Origin of the sequence: uncultured Mailhella sp. (genome assembly GCF_963931295.1) — a bacterium.
Taxonomy (GTDB): Bacteria; Desulfobacterota; Desulfovibrionia; order Desulfovibrionales; family Desulfovibrionaceae; genus Mailhella.
Window position 1 is genome coordinate 439,793 of sequence record NZ_OZ007001.1, and the last position, 15,662, is coordinate 455,454.

General features: G+C 56.6%; 10 protein-coding genes. 8 read left to right on the plus strand and 2 right to left on the minus strand.

The window, feature by feature from the left end; all coding sequences use genetic code 11:
* Nucleotides 1-116: 116 nt before the first annotated feature.
* Nucleotides 117-1,127 (minus strand): dTDP-glucose 4,6-dehydratase, encoded by a 1,011-nt coding sequence (rfbB, locus tag ABGT79_RS01775; protein WP_346664734.1) that lies wholly within the window; start codon nt 1,125-1,127, stop codon nt 117-119.
* Nucleotides 1,128-2,952: 1,825 nt separating this feature from the next.
* Here rfbB and ABGT79_RS01780 point away from each other — a divergent pair.
* Nucleotides 2,953-3,741, plus strand: coding sequence for an MBL fold metallo-hydrolase (locus tag ABGT79_RS01780; RefSeq protein ID WP_346664735.1), 789 nt, complete (start codon nt 2,953-2,955; stop codon nt 3,739-3,741).
* A gap of 1,354 nt (nt 3,742-5,095) precedes the next feature.
* On the opposite strand, the gene ABGT79_RS01785 is transcribed toward ABGT79_RS01780, so the two are convergent.
* Nucleotides 5,096-7,156, minus strand: coding sequence for a sigma 54-interacting transcriptional regulator (locus tag ABGT79_RS01785; protein WP_346664736.1), 2,061 nt, complete (start codon nt 7,154-7,156; stop codon nt 5,096-5,098).
* A gap of 366 nt (nt 7,157-7,522) precedes the next feature.
* Here ABGT79_RS01785 and ABGT79_RS01790 point away from each other — a divergent pair, with 366 nt between their 5' ends.
* The 7 genes from ABGT79_RS01790 (at nt 7,523) to ABGT79_RS01820 (ending at nt 15,620) form a co-directional block, all read left to right on the plus strand.
* Complete coding sequence (locus tag ABGT79_RS01790) at nt 7,523-9,442, plus strand: FAD-dependent oxidoreductase (RefSeq protein ID WP_346664737.1); 1,920 nt, start codon at nt 7,523-7,525, stop codon at nt 9,440-9,442.
* A gap of 51 nt (nt 9,443-9,493) precedes the next feature.
* Nucleotides 9,494-10,327 (plus strand): amidohydrolase family protein, encoded by an 834-nt coding sequence (locus ABGT79_RS01795; protein WP_294487272.1) that lies wholly within the window; start codon nt 9,494-9,496, stop codon nt 10,325-10,327.
* A gap of 107 nt (nt 10,328-10,434) precedes the next feature.
* Nucleotides 10,435-11,814 carry an SLC13 family permease gene (locus tag ABGT79_RS01800; RefSeq protein ID WP_346664738.1) on the plus strand — a complete coding sequence of 460 codons (1,380 nt, stop codon included), beginning with the start codon at nt 10,435-10,437 and terminating at the stop codon, nt 11,812-11,814.
* Nucleotides 11,815-11,923: 109 nt separating this feature from the next.
* Nucleotides 11,924-12,742 (plus strand): amidohydrolase family protein, encoded by an 819-nt coding sequence (locus ABGT79_RS01805; RefSeq protein WP_294487275.1) that lies wholly within the window; start codon nt 11,924-11,926, stop codon nt 12,740-12,742.
* Between the two features lie 80 nt (nt 12,743-12,822).
* Nucleotides 12,823-13,323, plus strand: coding sequence for a TRAP transporter small permease (locus ABGT79_RS01810; protein WP_346664739.1), 501 nt, complete (start codon nt 12,823-12,825; stop codon nt 13,321-13,323).
* A complete protein-coding gene (locus ABGT79_RS01815) occupies nt 13,320-14,588 on the plus strand; it encodes a TRAP transporter large permease (RefSeq protein ID WP_346664740.1) in 1,269 nt (422 codons plus the stop codon). Before ABGT79_RS01810 ends, ABGT79_RS01815 begins: the two co-directional genes overlap by 4 nt.
* A gap of 27 nt (nt 14,589-14,615) precedes the next feature.
* Nucleotides 14,616-15,620 carry a TRAP transporter substrate-binding protein gene (locus ABGT79_RS01820; protein ID WP_346664741.1) on the plus strand — a complete coding sequence of 335 codons (1,005 nt, stop codon included), beginning with the start codon at nt 14,616-14,618 and terminating at the stop codon, nt 15,618-15,620.
* The last annotated feature ends 42 nt before the right edge of the window (nt 15,621-15,662 follow it).

The window sequence follows — 15,662 nt, forward strand, 5'->3', positions numbered from 1 at the left end:
CGAAAGGAGCAAACGCCCTGCCGTTGCAGCAAAGTCAGCTCTTCGGCTTTTCCGACCATGCTTCAGGATAAAAGGCATGGAGACAATATCCGTGTCATAACAGACATTCCCTCTTCTCACAGATTTTTCAAGTACCAGTCCACCGTCTTCACTATGCCGGAATCAAAGTTTTCATCCGGCTTCCAACCGAGTTCCGTCATGATTTTTGTCGGATCGATGGCGTAACGCTGGTCGTGTCCCGGGCGATCGGAAACGAAGGTCATGAGTTCCTCATACTTCGCCCCGTTTTTGCGCGGTCTCTTTTCATCCAGCACGGCGCACACCTTGTGCAGGATTTGAAGATTGTTCCGCTCGTTGTGTCCGCCGACGTTGTACGTTTCGCCGCTCCGGCCCTTATGGAAAATGAGGTCGATGGCCTTGCAGTGATCGAGCACATAGAGCCAGTCGCGGATGTTCGAGCCGTTGCCGTACACCGGAATGGGCTCTTCTGCGAGACACTTTGAAATGATGACCGGAATGAACTTCTCGTGATGCTGCTTCGGGCCGTAGTTGTTCGAGCAGTTGGAAGTGGTCACGTTCATGCCGTAGGTGTGATGGCAGGCCCGCACGATGAAGTCCGATCCCGCCTTGCTCGCCGAGTACGGGCTGTTCGGCGCGTAGGGCGTGGTTTCGACAAAGTATCCCGTGGCCCCGAGCGTGCCGTACACTTCATCCGTGGAAATGTGATGGAAGCGTGCGTCCTCATAGCCGGGCTTCACCTTGCCGGGGGCGTCCATCCAGTGACGGCGCGCCGTCTCGATGAGCGTGAACGTTCCCATATAGTTGGTTTCCATGAAGGCGCGGGGCCCCTTGATGGAGTTGTCCACGTGGCTCTCCGCGGCAAAGTGAATCACGCCCCGGATGTCGTATTCCGTAAAAAGCCGCTCCACAAGCGCTTCGTCGCAGATGTCGCCCTGCACAAAGACATAGTTGGGCATGCCCTCGCACTCTTTCAAATTGTCGAGATTGCCCGCGTAGGTAAGCTTGTCGAGATTGACGACACGATACTCCGGGTATTTCGCGCAGAAATACGGCACGAAGTTGGAGCCGATGAACCCGGCGCCGCCGGTGACGAGTATGGATTTCATTTCTTTGTCCTGTATCCGTTATTTAACTCAGTCATAATGATTTTACCATCAACATGCAACAATCGCATATATTCTTTATATATAATAAAGAATAACATATTTCAAACAGAGATAATTCTTTTATAAATACTTCACGACTTGAGCATAATCAGTTTTATACATCTTACAAACTATTTTTATTTACTGTTCAATATGAATAATTTATATTCAATTTAAAAATAATGAACATAATCATGATAATTATAACAACAATAAAATTATTCATTATATCTGTGCTTCATTATCAAAAAATTATATCATTTTCAGATATAAATCATACAGCCTTCTTTCAAAATTACCACTTGGAAAAAATTTAAAAGGCAAATTAAAGAACAAAAAAAATAAGGATAAAAATTTAAAAAATGAAATCAATGAGATAATAAAACACAAGTAAATAAGTCCGTTGATGACCATCCCCTGTCATATCTTCTTCCCCCTCGGAACGATTGCATCCGAACGCTTCCCGACGTATCATCAGAAGCGTAACCATGAAAAAGACCCCTGCCGGGTCGGGTTCGCAGCGACGACTCCTCCTGCCGCGCTGCCGGGCCCGGCCCGTCCGGGAGAATTACGGCCGATCTGCGCTTCCTCCGGACACGCAGGCGGCCTTTTCTTTCGGGCGGGATTCGGCAGGAAAGACAGACAACGTCGGCCTGGTCGCCGCGCGTTCTGCCGGGATGAGAAACTCCGGCGCTTCGACGCCGCGTCGGAGAACGCCTCGCAACGACGTGCCTTCGGCGGACGACTTTGCCAGCGCTTCCGCCTCCGGCAGCGCTGCCCCGCCGAGCCTGACGCACTGGAGAGCAGGAACCGCGGACAACGACGCCTGTTTCGTCCGCAGCTCTCCGCCCAGAGACGGAGTCAGGGGCTGCCCGGGAACGGGACTCCCTTTTCCCCCTCCCCGACACGCAGCGCCATTCCGCCGTTTCCTCGTATACAGAAACTTCCCAGCTTTCGCGCTGTTGCCCGGAATTTCCCCGGCCTCGTCCCGCGCCGACCTTCTGGCTCGTTTCTCCATGCCAAGCCCCCGCGTCTCTTCCGCGGGATCCGGCGCGCCGCGAGTCTGCTCTCCCCGCCTCACGCTCCGCATCAGCATCCCAGATGCCTGCCTGATTCTTCACCGCCAGCAAGCCCATTCCCAAAAGACGCAACGCACCTCGCCCCTCCCTTCAAAAACAGCGCAATCTTCCTGAACAATTTCCCCGTCGCTCCCGTCCCGCGCCCCATCTCCTGCGCCCTGCGGCTCCCTCTGATTTCTTTCGCAACATTCGCGTTTCCCTCTTGACCCTATAGCCAGTAGAGGGTCTATGTCTAAACCGGACAGGAGCGCACAGAAAGACTTCCCGCCGCGTTCAGAGCACAACGCCATTCCTCGCGTAAACCAGGACCCACGCAGGCCGACGCCCTTGCCGTCGTGTCCGCCCCGCGCGGAAAAACGCGTTCTCTCCGAAGGATGAGAACCCTTTCACCACGCCGGGGCCGACGCCGCAGCTGCCTCCGGCTCCGCTCGGAAAGATCCGCGCTGCCGACGCATTCAGGCGCACGAAAAACGGCTCCCGACGATTCCGGAAGCGCGCCCGGAGCGTCCGAACGCCTTCCGACTCCCCGAATGCCGGACAGACCGCACGCAACCGGCATTCGGCGTTGCCGACGCCCTGAAGGCGCGGATCATTCTTCGGCAAGACTGGTCCGACGGGGCGGGCATGCGGCGAACCGCAGCCGTGCCTGAACCTGCGAGCGTCGCGAGACGCCAACCTTTTCACTTCGACAGCACAAGGAGAAACTCATGAAGATTCAGCAAATACGAAACGCCACGCTGCGCATCGAGTACGCAGGCAAGACCTTCCTCACGGATCCCTGGCTCATGGGCAAGGGCACGATGGGCGCATTCCGCATGCTCGGCAATCTGTTCCGCTGCGAGCCGGAAAAGCTGGACATTCCCATGCCCATGACCGAGCTGCCCATGCCCCCGGAAGACGTGCTCAGGGGCGTGGACGCCTGCATCTGCACCCACGTGCATCCCGATCATATCGACATGTCGCCGGACGGCGCCATCGGCGGCAGCCTCGACAAGAACATTCCCGTGTTCGTGCAGAGCATGGAAGACGCGCATGCCTTCGTGCGTTCCGGCTTCACGGATGTGACGGTCATGTACGAAAACAGCGAATTTGAGGGCGTGCATCTCGTGAAGGTTCCGGCCAGACACGGCACCAGAATTCCGTGCGGCCCGTCCTGCGGCGTGATGCTTCATCATCCCGCCGAAAAGACGCTGTATCTGGCGGGAGACACCATCTGGTACGACGCCGTGGAAAAGAACATCCGCACGTGGAATCCGCAAGTCATCGTGGTGAATGCCTGCGCGGCCGTGCTGCTCGACGAAGGACGCCTCATCATGGACGACGCCGACGTGGAAAGGACGGTGCGCGCCGCCGACGGAGCGCCCGTGGTGGTGAGCCACATGGACGCCGTGGCGCACGCCACCATTTCGCGGCCGGAAATGAAAAAGCGCCTCACGGAACGCGGCGTGTGGGACAAGGTGATCATGCCCGACGACGGCGAAACCCTGACGTTCTGATCGCGCCGGGCAAAGATTCGGGCAGCCGCAAGGCGCGGGTTCGGCAGAAGTCGCCCGGCGGCCCGACGACGGCGTGGCGGACGTCAGTTCCCCGGCCTCCCAGGCCAAAGGCCCGGCGAGACGCCCAGGAGCCGGAACAAAAAACGCCCCTCCCATGACGGACGAGCGGCGGCCAGCGACCGAGGAACGAAGGCAGCGGCCCGGCCACCCCGGATTCGGCGGCCTGACGGCAGGCGCGGAATTTCTCATGGCCATCACGCGACCGCCAGTCGGCAAAAGGCTGCCTCTCCGATGACCGGCAACGACCCGCCCTGCGAAAAGCGTCCGGCCGTCTCATGACGCCTGCCCGAAGCCCGACTGACGCCCGACCGGCAACCAGCGCCGCAGGAACGACGAGGCGACAAGGGGCCCGAGTGAGGGAAGCCACGGATCCCGAGGCAGAAGACGGGCTCCCAAACTGCTGGTCATGGGAAAATCCTTGCTTGTTGCTTTTCCAGGAAGGCAATCGTGCCACGGCCGACAAGGTACACTTTTCCGCGTCGACTGAACAGCCCGCAGGCATCCCTATCCATGACGGAGCCTGAGCCCCGTCCCTTTACACGATTAAAAACATAAATCCCCGCAGTCTGTACGAACTGCGGGGACTTTTTTGCTCTTCTGGCGGAGGGAAATAACACTTATTTCTAATTCATCAAAAGATACACATACAGGTCACAAGTTATACAGGACAAAAGCCTGCAACGACGTATGAATAACGACGCTTTGCCTGTCTGTCTCTCCCCAGTCAGCGGAAATTTTGACAACCTCTTCCATTTTCAGAGCATATTATTCGACAGGTTATCTTTAAAGAGAGGAAAATGCACCTTGATAGATACCTGTCGAGATGTATTTTGTCTATTCATCATCCACCGTATCTTTCACGAGTTTATGGCGATCTGAAGAACAAGAATATCGATAGCGAGCCAAGTTGAAGGTCGTAAGTTAGAATATCGTTGTCCGCTACAGATATTTCCGGGGGTATAACTGATAAACTTATAACCCTTTTTCTTTTTTCAACCGTATTTCCAACCTTCGGATGGAAAAATTTTCCGATCCCCGGCAAAATGGCGGCAGAAATACGAGCACAAGACGCGCAGTACGGCGAGGCGTCTTTTTGCATGAGCATGCCTGCGTCTCTAGTCCGGCTTGCCAGCATCTTCGGAAGAGGCCGTCGAAAAACATCACATCGAGGTCTGCCCCCTCCGACGCCCCTTCCCTGCACATCGCGTCCCAGAGGCAATGACGCAGGCTCCGCTCCTCGCCGGAAAACCATGCCGAAACGGAAGCCGACCTCGTCTCTCCCGTTCAGGCCCCGCTAAGAGCCTTCCCGGTTGCGGCAAAGCTCCCGGGCCAGTCCTGCCAGTGCCTCCATCTCTTCCGCGCGCAGACCGAGCAACGGATTGGTTTCGGCGGCGTTTTTCCACTCGGACATCCGCAGATCGTGACGAAAGTCCGCAGGCCGTATGCCGTATCGCTTCAATCGATAATAAAACGTGCTGCGATTCATGTTCAATAGTTTCAGAGCGTCGGCAATGCGGCCGCGGCTGGCCCGCAGCGCGGCTTCCAGAGCGGCTTTTTCCCCTCTGTCGCACGGACGCTCTTCAGCGCTTTTCTGCATACGCTCCGACTCGCGTCCGGCAATGACCTCCGGCAGTTCCTTCAGCGTCACTTCCGTGCCGGATGCCATATATACCGCCCGTTCCATAACGTTTTCCAGCTCGCGGATGTTTCCGGGCCAGGAATAGCGCTGAAGGGCGTCAAGCGCGCTTCTGGAAATCCCCCGCAACGTCTTTCCCGACTGACGGGAAAACTTCTCCATGAAATGCCGGGCCAGCAGCGCGACGTCGCCCTGCCGCTCCCTCAGCGGCGGAATGTGCAGGGGAAACACATTGAGCCTGTAATACAGATCTTCCCGAAACGTCTTGCTCTGAACGGCGTTGTAAAGATTCTTGTTGGTAGCCGCTATGATGCGGATATCGACGCGCCGGGCGCGCTGGCCACCGATGCGGACAACCTCACGGTTCTGAAGCAGTCGCAGCAGATTGACCTGAACATCCAGCGGCATTTCTCCTATTTCGTCCAGAAAGATGGTTCCTCCGTCGGCCAGCTCAAACTTGCCCGGCTTCCCCTGACGACTGGCCCCGGTGAACGATCCTTCCGTATAGCCGAAAAGCTCGCTCTGAATGAGCTCCCTCGGCAGTGCTCCACAGTTGACCACCACAAAGGGCATCCCTCTGCGCGGACTGGCATTGTGCAATGACTGCGCAAAAAGTTCCTTGCCCGTGCCGCTTTCTCCGAGAAGCAATACCGTCGTATCCGATCCGGCTATTCTTCTGGCGTTGTTCAGCACTTCAGAAAGAGCCGAAGACCTGCCGAGAATGTCGTCAAAGGTAAACGTAGCCTTGGCGCCGACCAGGCGCGTGGCGAATTCCCTCATGCGGGCAGTTTCGCGCAATGTCAGAATCATGCCGCCCGTCGAATCGTTCACCGCCGCGGAAAGCACGCAGGGAATCGATTGTGCGGCATGTTCCAGCATCAGCGTGGTATCGACGTCATGAAAGGCCTTCCTCTCCTCCAGCAGGGATCTGACCGCCTGACCGAAACGTATGACTTCGGCAATGTTCCGCCCGACGGCATTCTTTTGCAGGTGCAGCATCGTCATGGCCTTGGCATTGATGAACAGGATGGAGCCGCCGGCGTCCAGCGTAATGACGCCTTCATCCATAAGTTCCAGGAGCGCTTTGTATTCCCCCAGTACTTCCCGCAGCGCAAGCTGCTCCATGATGGCATAGACGGCAGCCCCGAGCATGCCGCTTGTATGAAGATGAAACGTCTCGCAGGGCGAGGTGATGCCGAGTACGCCTATGACATTCTGCTTCTTGTCCAGAATGGGAGCCGCGGAGCAGACAAAATTATGATTTTCCGTGCAATAGTGCTCCGCAGCAAAAATTTCCAGCTGCTTTTGCTCCTCAAGGCAGGTAGCTAACCCCACGGTTCCTATGTACTCCTCTTTGGACAACGTGCCTCGCGAGTTGACTAGTCCGCCCCCGGGAAGAGTGTGCAGAATCACGCCGTCACGCGAGGCCAGAGAAATAAAACTGTGAGAGTCGGAAATGAGAGAAAAAATCTGCTCCATGACGGCCTTTGAGCTTTCCAGAAGCATGGAGTTGCGCTCCAGCTCCGCAGCAATCTGTTCCGGCGGAAGCTTCCGATGCATCACATGGTACGGATCCACATGAAGGGCACGGCAGCGCAGCCACGAACGATAAACGAAATCACGAACAATGGTGTGATCAACCTCTTCGCCGTTCTGGAATTTCCTCCACTCCTCGAAAATTTTTTCCCGATTGGCAAGCATGGAAGTGCTGTCCGACATAATTCCCCCTCATTGACGCCTGAACAGATTGGACATTTTTAAACAATTGAACAACCGTATTTATTCTTGTTTTATTTCAAATAATTATCATAAAGCAGCTTTCCTTTTTGCTTCATGTTGCTGATGTTTTGTACTGTTTCATTAAAAAATCAGCTGAACGGCGTCGCGAATTTTGAATAAAAATATCCTATTTTGTCCAAAAATTCCATCGTCGCGCATTTTGAGTATATTTTTCTCAACTTATTGAATATATTTGTTTTTATCTTTCGTTCCATTTTGGCACAAATATTGCATTATTGTATCCGACGGCTGTTCTTTGCTCGACGAAGGCCGTTTCCGACACCAAGCTTCACCTCAGAGGGCGATATGGAATACAATATGCTTTTTTCTCCCGTCACCATTAATGCGCTTACCCTGAAAAACCGCATCGTCATGTCTTCCATGGTCACGCAGTACGCGGCCAGCAACGGGGAAGTCACCGATCAGATGATCCACTATTATGCGGAAAGAGCCCGGGGCGGCGTCGGTCTCATCATGATCGAAGCCACCTATGTGGAACGTCAGGGCGACAGCTACAAGTTCGGACTCGGCGCGGACACGGACGAGATGCTTCCGGGACTCGCCAGGCTCGCCAACGCCATCCACGCCTGCGGCGGCAAAGTGGGACTCCAGCTCCAGCACGCTGGAAGAACCGCCAATCCGCTGACCAACGGCGGCCCCATCAAGCTTGTCTCCTACATTCCCGGCGTCACGCCCTATGAAGGCGCACGCGTCCTTACGCGAGAAGACATTGCCGATCTTGTGAAACGCTATGCCGAAGCGGCGCTCCGCGCCAAGAAGGCCGGATTCGATCTTGTCGAACTTCACGGCGCCCACGGCTATCTTCTCAATCAGTTTCTCTCGCCCTTTACCAATCTCCGCGAGGATGAATACGGCGGCAGCGCGGAAAACCGTCTTCGTTTCCCCCTGGAAGTGCTCAGCGCCTGCCGCGAGGCCGTAGGCAAAGACTTTCCCCTCACCGTGCGCCTCAGCGTGGATGAGTTCAACGGCACCGGTCTGACCCTGCAAACCTCCCTGCCCATCGCCCAGGCCTTTGTGGACAACGGCATCGACGCGCTGAACATCAGCGTGGGCGCCTGCGAAACCAACCGCTACACCATTCCGCCGGCCGTCCTTCCCGAAGGATTCAACGCCGATCGCGCCGCCGCCGTGCGCAAGGCCGTGGAAGCGCGCGTTCCCGTGGCCGTGGCCGGTCGCATTCACAATGCGGCGCTGGCCGAATCCATCCTGACTGCAGGCAAGGCCGACATCATCGTCATGGGGCGTCCGCTCATCGCCGATCCGTACCTGCCCGTCAAAAGTCAGGCCGGCAGACTGGACGACGTGGCTCCATGCCTCTCCTGCAACGAGGGATGCGTAGGCATTCCCTTCGGAAACGTGACCTGCGCCGTGAATCCCAGAGCCGGTCAGGAGGCGAGATTCCCCCACATTAAAACGAACACCCCGAAGCGCATAGTCGTGATAGGCGCAGGCCCCGCCGGCATTCAGGCCGCTCTCACCGCCAGGGAAAAAGGACATCACGTCACGCTGATTGAACGCGAAAAGACCCTCGGCGGTCTCCTCCATGTGGCTTGCCGGCCGCCCCACAAGGAAGCCTTTGAAAAGCTGCGCCGCTACATGGAACACGCCGTGCGGCAGTCCGGCATGGAGGTGCGGCTCGGCACGGAAGCCGACGTGGACATGATCCGCGCTCTCAATCCCGACATGACCGTCGTCGCCACGGGCAGCGAGCCCGTCGTGCCCGGATTCTGCAGAAACACCGGAGCCGTCACCGCCCAGGAAGTGCTTCTGGGACGGGAGACGGGGCAGAACGTGCTTATCCTCGGCGGCGGCCTTGTCGGCTGCGAAACCGCGGAAATGCTGGCGGAACAGGGCAAGAAGGTCACGATTCTGGAACTGCGGGACACCCTTGCTCCCGACATGGAAAAGCGCACCCGCATATTCATGATGGCCCGCCTGAAGGAACTCGACGTGCATGCGCTGCTCAACACCGAAGTGCTGGAAGTCTCCGGCCTCCATGTGCGCGTGCGCGGCCCTCTGCGCACCGAACGCTCGCTGGACGAGTTCGACTCTCTGGTCATGGCCTTCGGCTACCGTTCCCGCAACCTTCTTCAGCAGCAGCTTGCCGAAGCCGGCATTCCCTTCACGGCGGCAGGCGACTGCGTTCGTCCGAGCAAGGTCATCACCGCAGTGCGTCAGGGATTCCAGGCCGCATGGCCGCTGTAGCCTGAAACTGCATCCGATTGTTCCCCCCCTACCCCAACCATCGAGGAAACCATGATTATCGACGTCAGACTCCGTCCTCCGTTCAAAGGCTTCAAACAGCAGTTCTCCCCCGCCGGCAACAAGGCTCTCAGCGCCAAATTCGGCCTGACCTCCCCGGAATCCGTTCAGCAGGTTTCCGAAGAGCTCATGCTCAAGGAAATGGACGAAGCCGGCATCACCTGCGGACTCGCGACCGGTCGTAACGGCCATTTCCGCTATAATATTCCCAACGACGATCTCGTGGACATGACCGCCCATTACAAGGGCCGCATTCTCGGCGCCGCAGGCCTGAACTGCGCCGACGTGCCGCAGGCCATGGCCGATGTGGAAAAATACGTGATCAACGGACCGCTCAAGGCCGTTTCCATGGAACCCGGCGCATGCCCCGTTCCCCGCTACGCCAACGATCGCAGACTCTATCCCATCTACGAAATGTGCCAGGCGCACAAGATTCCCGTCATTCTCATGCTCGGCGGCCGCGCCGGCCCCGACGTTTCCTACAGCAATCCCGAAATCATCAGCCGCATAGCCGCAGACTTCCCCAACGCCCGCTTCATGGTCTCCCACGGCGGATGGCCCTGGGTGCAGGCCGTGATCGGCGTCTGCTTCTGGCAGGAAAACATCTGGCTGTGCCCCGACATGTACCTCATGAACAACTCCGGCGCGCAGGATTACGTTGCCGCAGCCAACACCTGGCTTCAGGATCGCTTTCTGTTCGGTTCCGCCTACCCGCTCATGCCCATCGGGGAAAGCCTCGCCATCTTCAAATCCATGTTCAAGGAAAGCGTACTTCCCAAACTGCTCTATAAAAATGCCGCGGAACTGTTCAATATAACCCTTTCCTGAATACGCCGATCCTCCGTGCCGCAGGGGGAACGCCCTTCCCCCTGCCGTTCACGAGGAACGCACCGAAAAAAAACACTCCGAAAAAAGGGAATAGTATGTCCGTAACCATGGAAAAAGGAAAAATTATCGGATGGCTGGTTACCATACTCACAAGTATTGCCATCATGCTCATTCCGGTTTCCGAGACGTTCACGCCGGAAATACGCGCCTATCTCATGCTAAGCATATGCGTCATCAGCATCGTTGCCTTTGACCTCATGGATGTCATCATCCCATCCGTGCTGCTTCCCGTCGCCTACTATATTTTCCATGTCGTTCCCATCCAGACGGCCTATGCGCCGTTTACCACCGACACCTTCTGGATGATTCTCGGCGCCTTCGTGCTCACCAACGCCCTTGACGAATGCGGCATTCTCAAGCGCATCGCGTACTGGATCATCAAAACCTGCGGCGGCACCTACAACAGAACGCTTTATGCCCTGTATCTCGTCGGCCTCATTCTCGGCATCATCACCTTCTGCGGCCATTACCTTCTTCTCATCTCGCTGGCCTACGGCATATGCCGGGCCATGGGCTTCGGCAAATCCAAGGAGTCCCTTCTCATCATGATGGTCGGCGGCATAGCCGGACTCAACGTCAAGCTCTTTGCCTATCGTCCGTCCACCATGTCCATGATGGTCACGCAGGTCAAAACCATCGACCCCGGCTTTTCCGTGTCCTTCCTCGATCAGATGCTCTACAACAGCCCTTCCGTGCTCATGGCGGTATCCTTCATCTGGCTGCTGACGAAGATTTATAAAAGCCACACCTTCGTTCTGCCCGGAGGAAAGCAGTACTTTGAGGAGGAATACAGAAATCTCGGCCCCATGTCTCCCGCGGAAAAGAAGGCCGCCGTTCTTCTCGCAATTCTGATGATATGGATCAGCACCGAACCTCTGCACGGCATTTCGGCAAACTACTCCTTCATGACCCTGCCCTGGCTCTGCTTTGTTCCCGGCATCAACATAGGCACGCGAAAAAGCATCAACCAGATCAACCTCGGCGTCATATTCTTCGTGGCCGCCTGCCTCGGCATAGGCATAGTGGGAACCAAACTGGGCTTCACGCAGCTGCTTGCCGGAAAAATCGCCGAAAACATTTCCGGCATCGGCGTGAACTGCTTCCTGTTCCTCATGCTTTTCCTCAGCACCCTCGTCAACCTCATTCTCTCCCCCGGCGCCATGATGGCCGTGCTCCCCGCACCCTTCGCCAGCCTCTCGCTGCAGCTCGGCATGAATCCGCTGCCCTCCCTTCTGACCATCATCTACTCCACCGACTTCGTCTTTCTTCCTCATGAAGTGCCCGCCTATCTCATCATGTTCGGCTTCGGACTCATGACCATGAAGGACTTCATCAAACTGCATCTCATGAAAATCGCCTGGTTCACCCTGCTGTTCGGTCTCATTCAGATTCCGTTCTGGTACGCCATGGGCATCATCATGCAGTAATCCCCTTCCCTTTCCATCCCCTGCATCGGCAACGCCGCGGGCCCGCCCGCCGGCGAATCCTCAAACACGTCCTCAAAACCATTTTTCATCCTTCAAAAGGAGCTTTCTCATGGCCATCATCGACTGCCGCTTCCGTCCCCTGACCCCTGAATTTGAATGCTACATCAACCCCGAACCCGCCAACTTCTGGATTACCCAGACCCGTCCGCTCAAGCCTGAACCGCTTGACGTGACCATGAAGTATTTCAAAAAAATGGGCATCACCGGCGCGGTCTGTTCCGGACGCGACATGCGCTCCACCGGCGGAGCCTATGTTTCCAATGAATACATCGCCGACCTCGTCGCCAAGTATCCCGTCTTCATCGGCGTTGCCGGTGCCGATCCGCTGAACGCTCACGTGAAGGACGACATTGAACACGCCGTCAAGGATCTCGGCCTCAAGGGCGTTTCCGTGGATCCCTTCTCCCTGAAAACCACCGCCGACGACAAGCGCTTCTACCCCATCTATGAAAAGTGCGCCGAACTGAACGTTCCGGTCATCATCACCATCGGCCCCCTGCCCATCCGCTGCGGCTCCTATCTGGAATGGGGCAGCCCGCTTCCCGTGGATCATATCTGCGCGGACCTGCCCGACCTCAAGGTGCTGCTCTCCCACGCCGGATTCCCCTTCACGCAGGAACTCATCGCCATCGTCTGGCGTCACGAAAACCTGTACTTTGAAAGCTCCATCTACCGCCATCTCCCCGGCGCCGATCTGCTGGTCGAGGCCGTGAACACCTGCATCGGCGACAAGATGTGCTACGCCTCGGCCTACCCCTATGCCGACTACACGCAGGCGCTGCCCAAGTTCCTGGCGCAGGGATACAATCCCATCGTTCTTCCCAAGATTCTGCATGAAAACGCCGAACGCCTGTTCGGACTGAACTAACTCCCCATGTGGCCGGTCTTTCGGGATCGGCCACATGCGCACGGCAAGATTTTCAAAACATTCTGACGATCGGAGGAGGCATGCTGAACCCCCTGTTCAAAGGCATTGACCGCATGACGAGCGCACTGATCATCCTGACGTTCTCCATGATGTGCATTGTCATCTTCGCGCAGGTCATCACACGATATATATTCAGTTTTTCCCTGCCCTGGGCCGAAGAAGTCGGACGTTTTCTTTTTCTGGCGCTCTCCTACCTCGGAGTATCCATGGGCATGAAGCGCCAGGCGCACCTTCGCGTGGACATCGTTCTTTTATACATGCCGCCTTTCATAAAAAAAGTATTTGAAGTCCTTTCTCAGGCGATATGCGCAGGATTTTTCATCTTTATTGTTTATGAAGGAATCTCCATGACCATGAAGGTATGGAGAATCGAACAGACGGCCGTCTCCCTTCCTCTTCCCATATGGGTGGTATGGGCATGCATTCCCTTCAGCGCCTTTCTTACAACGCTGCAATGCTTCAAAAACATTTATGAACTTCTTTCCGGAACTGTTCCGGACGGCGCGGGGGAACAGGCATGAATGAACTGACGCTCATGTTCACGATCATCGTGGGACTGCTGGTCATCGGCGTTCCCATCGGCGTATCCCTCGGCATCGGCGTCGTCGGGGCGCTGTGGTGGGCCGACGAATCCATGATGTTCTTCACTCAGAAGCTTTTCAACAACTTCGACTCCTTCCCCCTTCTGGCCATTCCCTTCTTTCTGCTCTCCGGCGACATCATGGCGCGCGGAACCCTTGCCGACACGCTGCTGAACTTCTGCCGGAGCATGCTCGGTCACAGAAAGGCCGGCATGGCCTACATCACCATCGTCACCTGCCTGTTCTACGGCGCGCTCTGCGGCTCCGCCGTGGCCACCACCGCCGCCGTCGGCGCAACCATGATTCCCGCCATGGAAAAGGAAGGATATCCGAAATCCTTCGCCACGGCCGTCAACGCCTCTTCCGGAGCCCTCGGCATCATCATTCCGCCCAGCATTCCCATGATTCTGTACGGCGCCTTCGGCGGGGTATCCGTTTCCAACATGTTTCTTGCCGGCATCATTCCCGGCTGCTTCGTCGCTCTCATGCTCATGGTCACGGCAGGCTTCATCTGCGCCAAAAACCACTACGGCAACGTGCTCCCCAAGGCCAGCGCCAGGGAACGCTGGGCGAGCTTCCGCGAAGCAAAATGGGCTCTCGGCGTGCCGGTCATCATTCTCGGCGGCATCTACGGCGGCATCACCACGCCTACCGAAGCCGGCGTCGTGGCCGTGGTCTATTCCTTCATTGTGGAAAAATTCATCCGCAAGTCCATGACCATGGCCGTCTTCCGCAAAATCATGGTGGATTCCGCCACCACGCTCGGCCTCATCATGCTGGTTCTTGTCACCGCCAACGCGCTCGGCAACATCATGATGCTGGCCAATATTCAGGATTCCCTTCTGCACTGGGTACAGTCCCTCACCACGAGTCCCCACGTGCTGACGGCCGTGCTGCTGATCATGCTTTTCATTCTCGGCATGTTCGTGGAAGTGTCCGCCATCATTCTCATCTTTGCCCCGCTTCTGGTTCCCATAGTAACGAGCTACGGCATCGATCCCGTGCATTTCGGCATCGCCTTCATCGTCTCCATGTGCCTCGGCGGCCTCACGCCTCCCGTCGGCGTCAATCTGTTCATCGGATGCAGCATCAGCGGACTGAACATCGCCATCCTCACCAAGGCCATTCTGCCCTTCATCGGAGCCATCATAGCGGCAAACTTCATCCTGGCCTATGTTCCGTTCCTCAGTCTGTGCCTCTTGTAATCCTGTTTCATGCTACGGAGTGCAACCATGAAAATTCGTCTTGCTTCCCTTGCCCTGGCCCTTGCTCTGAGTCTTGCCGGCACCGCCTTCGTGTCCGACGGCATGGCCGCCCCCAAAAAAATCAAGGTCTGGACCGGCAACCCGGAAGGCGATCCCATTCTCGCAGGCATGAAGGACGCCTTCAAACCGTTCGTGGAAAAGGAATCCAAGGGAAAGTATGTGGTGGAAATCTACCCGGCAGCATCACTCGGAGCTTCCGATACGGCCTTTCAGGGAGTCCAGTTCGGCAGCATTCAGATCGTTGTCGATGCCGTAAACAATATCAGTCAGTTTATCCCTCAGTTCTCCGCCTTTGACGTGCCCTATCTGCTTCCGGACGAGGAAAAGCTGAACAGGGCCTTCCATTCCAAGGCCGTGGAACGCCTCTGGACCTTCGCCGAAAAGAAGGGCATCAAGCCTCTCAACGTCGTTCTGGCCACCTACCGCGGCATTCTCTCCAACAAGCCCATTCTCAAGCTGGAAGACGCGCGCGGCCTCAAGGACAGAACCTCTTCCTCCAAATATCACATTGCGGCCATGGAATCGCTCGGCTTCATTCCCACGCCCATGGCCGCCTCGGAAGTGCTTACCGCCATGCAGCAGGGCGTCATCGACTCCGTGGACTTCGAATGGCACGCCTTCGTCAATCAGAGAATCGTCGATGTGGCCAAGAACCTGCTTCTCTCCGACCATCTGCCCGTGCTGTACATGGCCTACACGAGCTCCGACTGGTGGGACGGCCTTTCCAGGGCCGACCGGGAAATGTTCACGAAGGCGCTGGAAGCCTACCGTCGGCACGTCATCAACATTTATAAGGAACGCAACGCCCAGGTGCTTGAAACCATGGAAAAGGATTTCGGCGTCACGATCACCCGCCTGAGTCCCGAAGAAAAGGCCCGCTGGATCGAAGCTTCCAAATCCGCCGTCAAGAGCTTCCCTGAAGACATCGCCGCCCTGGCCGAAGAAATCCGCGCCGCCGGCGAAGGCAAGTAATCACGTTTTTCTATCTGAGCGGAACAGGGCATCTCTGCCGAC

What these genes read in the sequence shown, in the direction of transcription:
- ABGT79_RS01790 (WP_346664737.1), top strand. Translation starts at nt 7,523, where the DNA reads ATGGAATACAATATGCTTTTTTCTCCCGTCACCATTAATGCGCTTACC.
- ABGT79_RS01820 (WP_346664741.1), top strand. Translation starts at nt 14,616, where the DNA reads ATGAAAATTCGTCTTGCTTCCCTTGCCCTGGCCCTTGCTCTGAGTCTT.
- rfbB (WP_346664734.1), bottom strand. Translation starts at nt 1,127, where the DNA reads ATGAAATCCATACTCGTCACCGGCGGCGCCGGGTTCATCGGCTCCAAC.
- ABGT79_RS01780 (WP_346664735.1), top strand. Translation starts at nt 2,953, where the DNA reads ATGAAGATTCAGCAAATACGAAACGCCACGCTGCGCATCGAGTACGCA.
- ABGT79_RS01805 (WP_294487275.1), top strand. Translation starts at nt 11,924, where the DNA reads ATGGCCATCATCGACTGCCGCTTCCGTCCCCTGACCCCTGAATTTGAA.
- ABGT79_RS01815 (WP_346664740.1), top strand. Translation starts at nt 13,320, where the DNA reads ATGAATGAACTGACGCTCATGTTCACGATCATCGTGGGACTGCTGGTC.
- ABGT79_RS01795 (WP_294487272.1), top strand. Translation starts at nt 9,494, where the DNA reads ATGATTATCGACGTCAGACTCCGTCCTCCGTTCAAAGGCTTCAAACAG.
- ABGT79_RS01800 (WP_346664738.1), top strand. Translation starts at nt 10,435, where the DNA reads ATGGAAAAAGGAAAAATTATCGGATGGCTGGTTACCATACTCACAAGT.
- ABGT79_RS01810 (WP_346664739.1), top strand. Translation starts at nt 12,823, where the DNA reads ATGCTGAACCCCCTGTTCAAAGGCATTGACCGCATGACGAGCGCACTG.
- ABGT79_RS01785 (WP_346664736.1), bottom strand. Translation starts at nt 7,156, where the DNA reads ATGTCGGACAGCACTTCCATGCTTGCCAATCGGGAAAAAATTTTCGAG.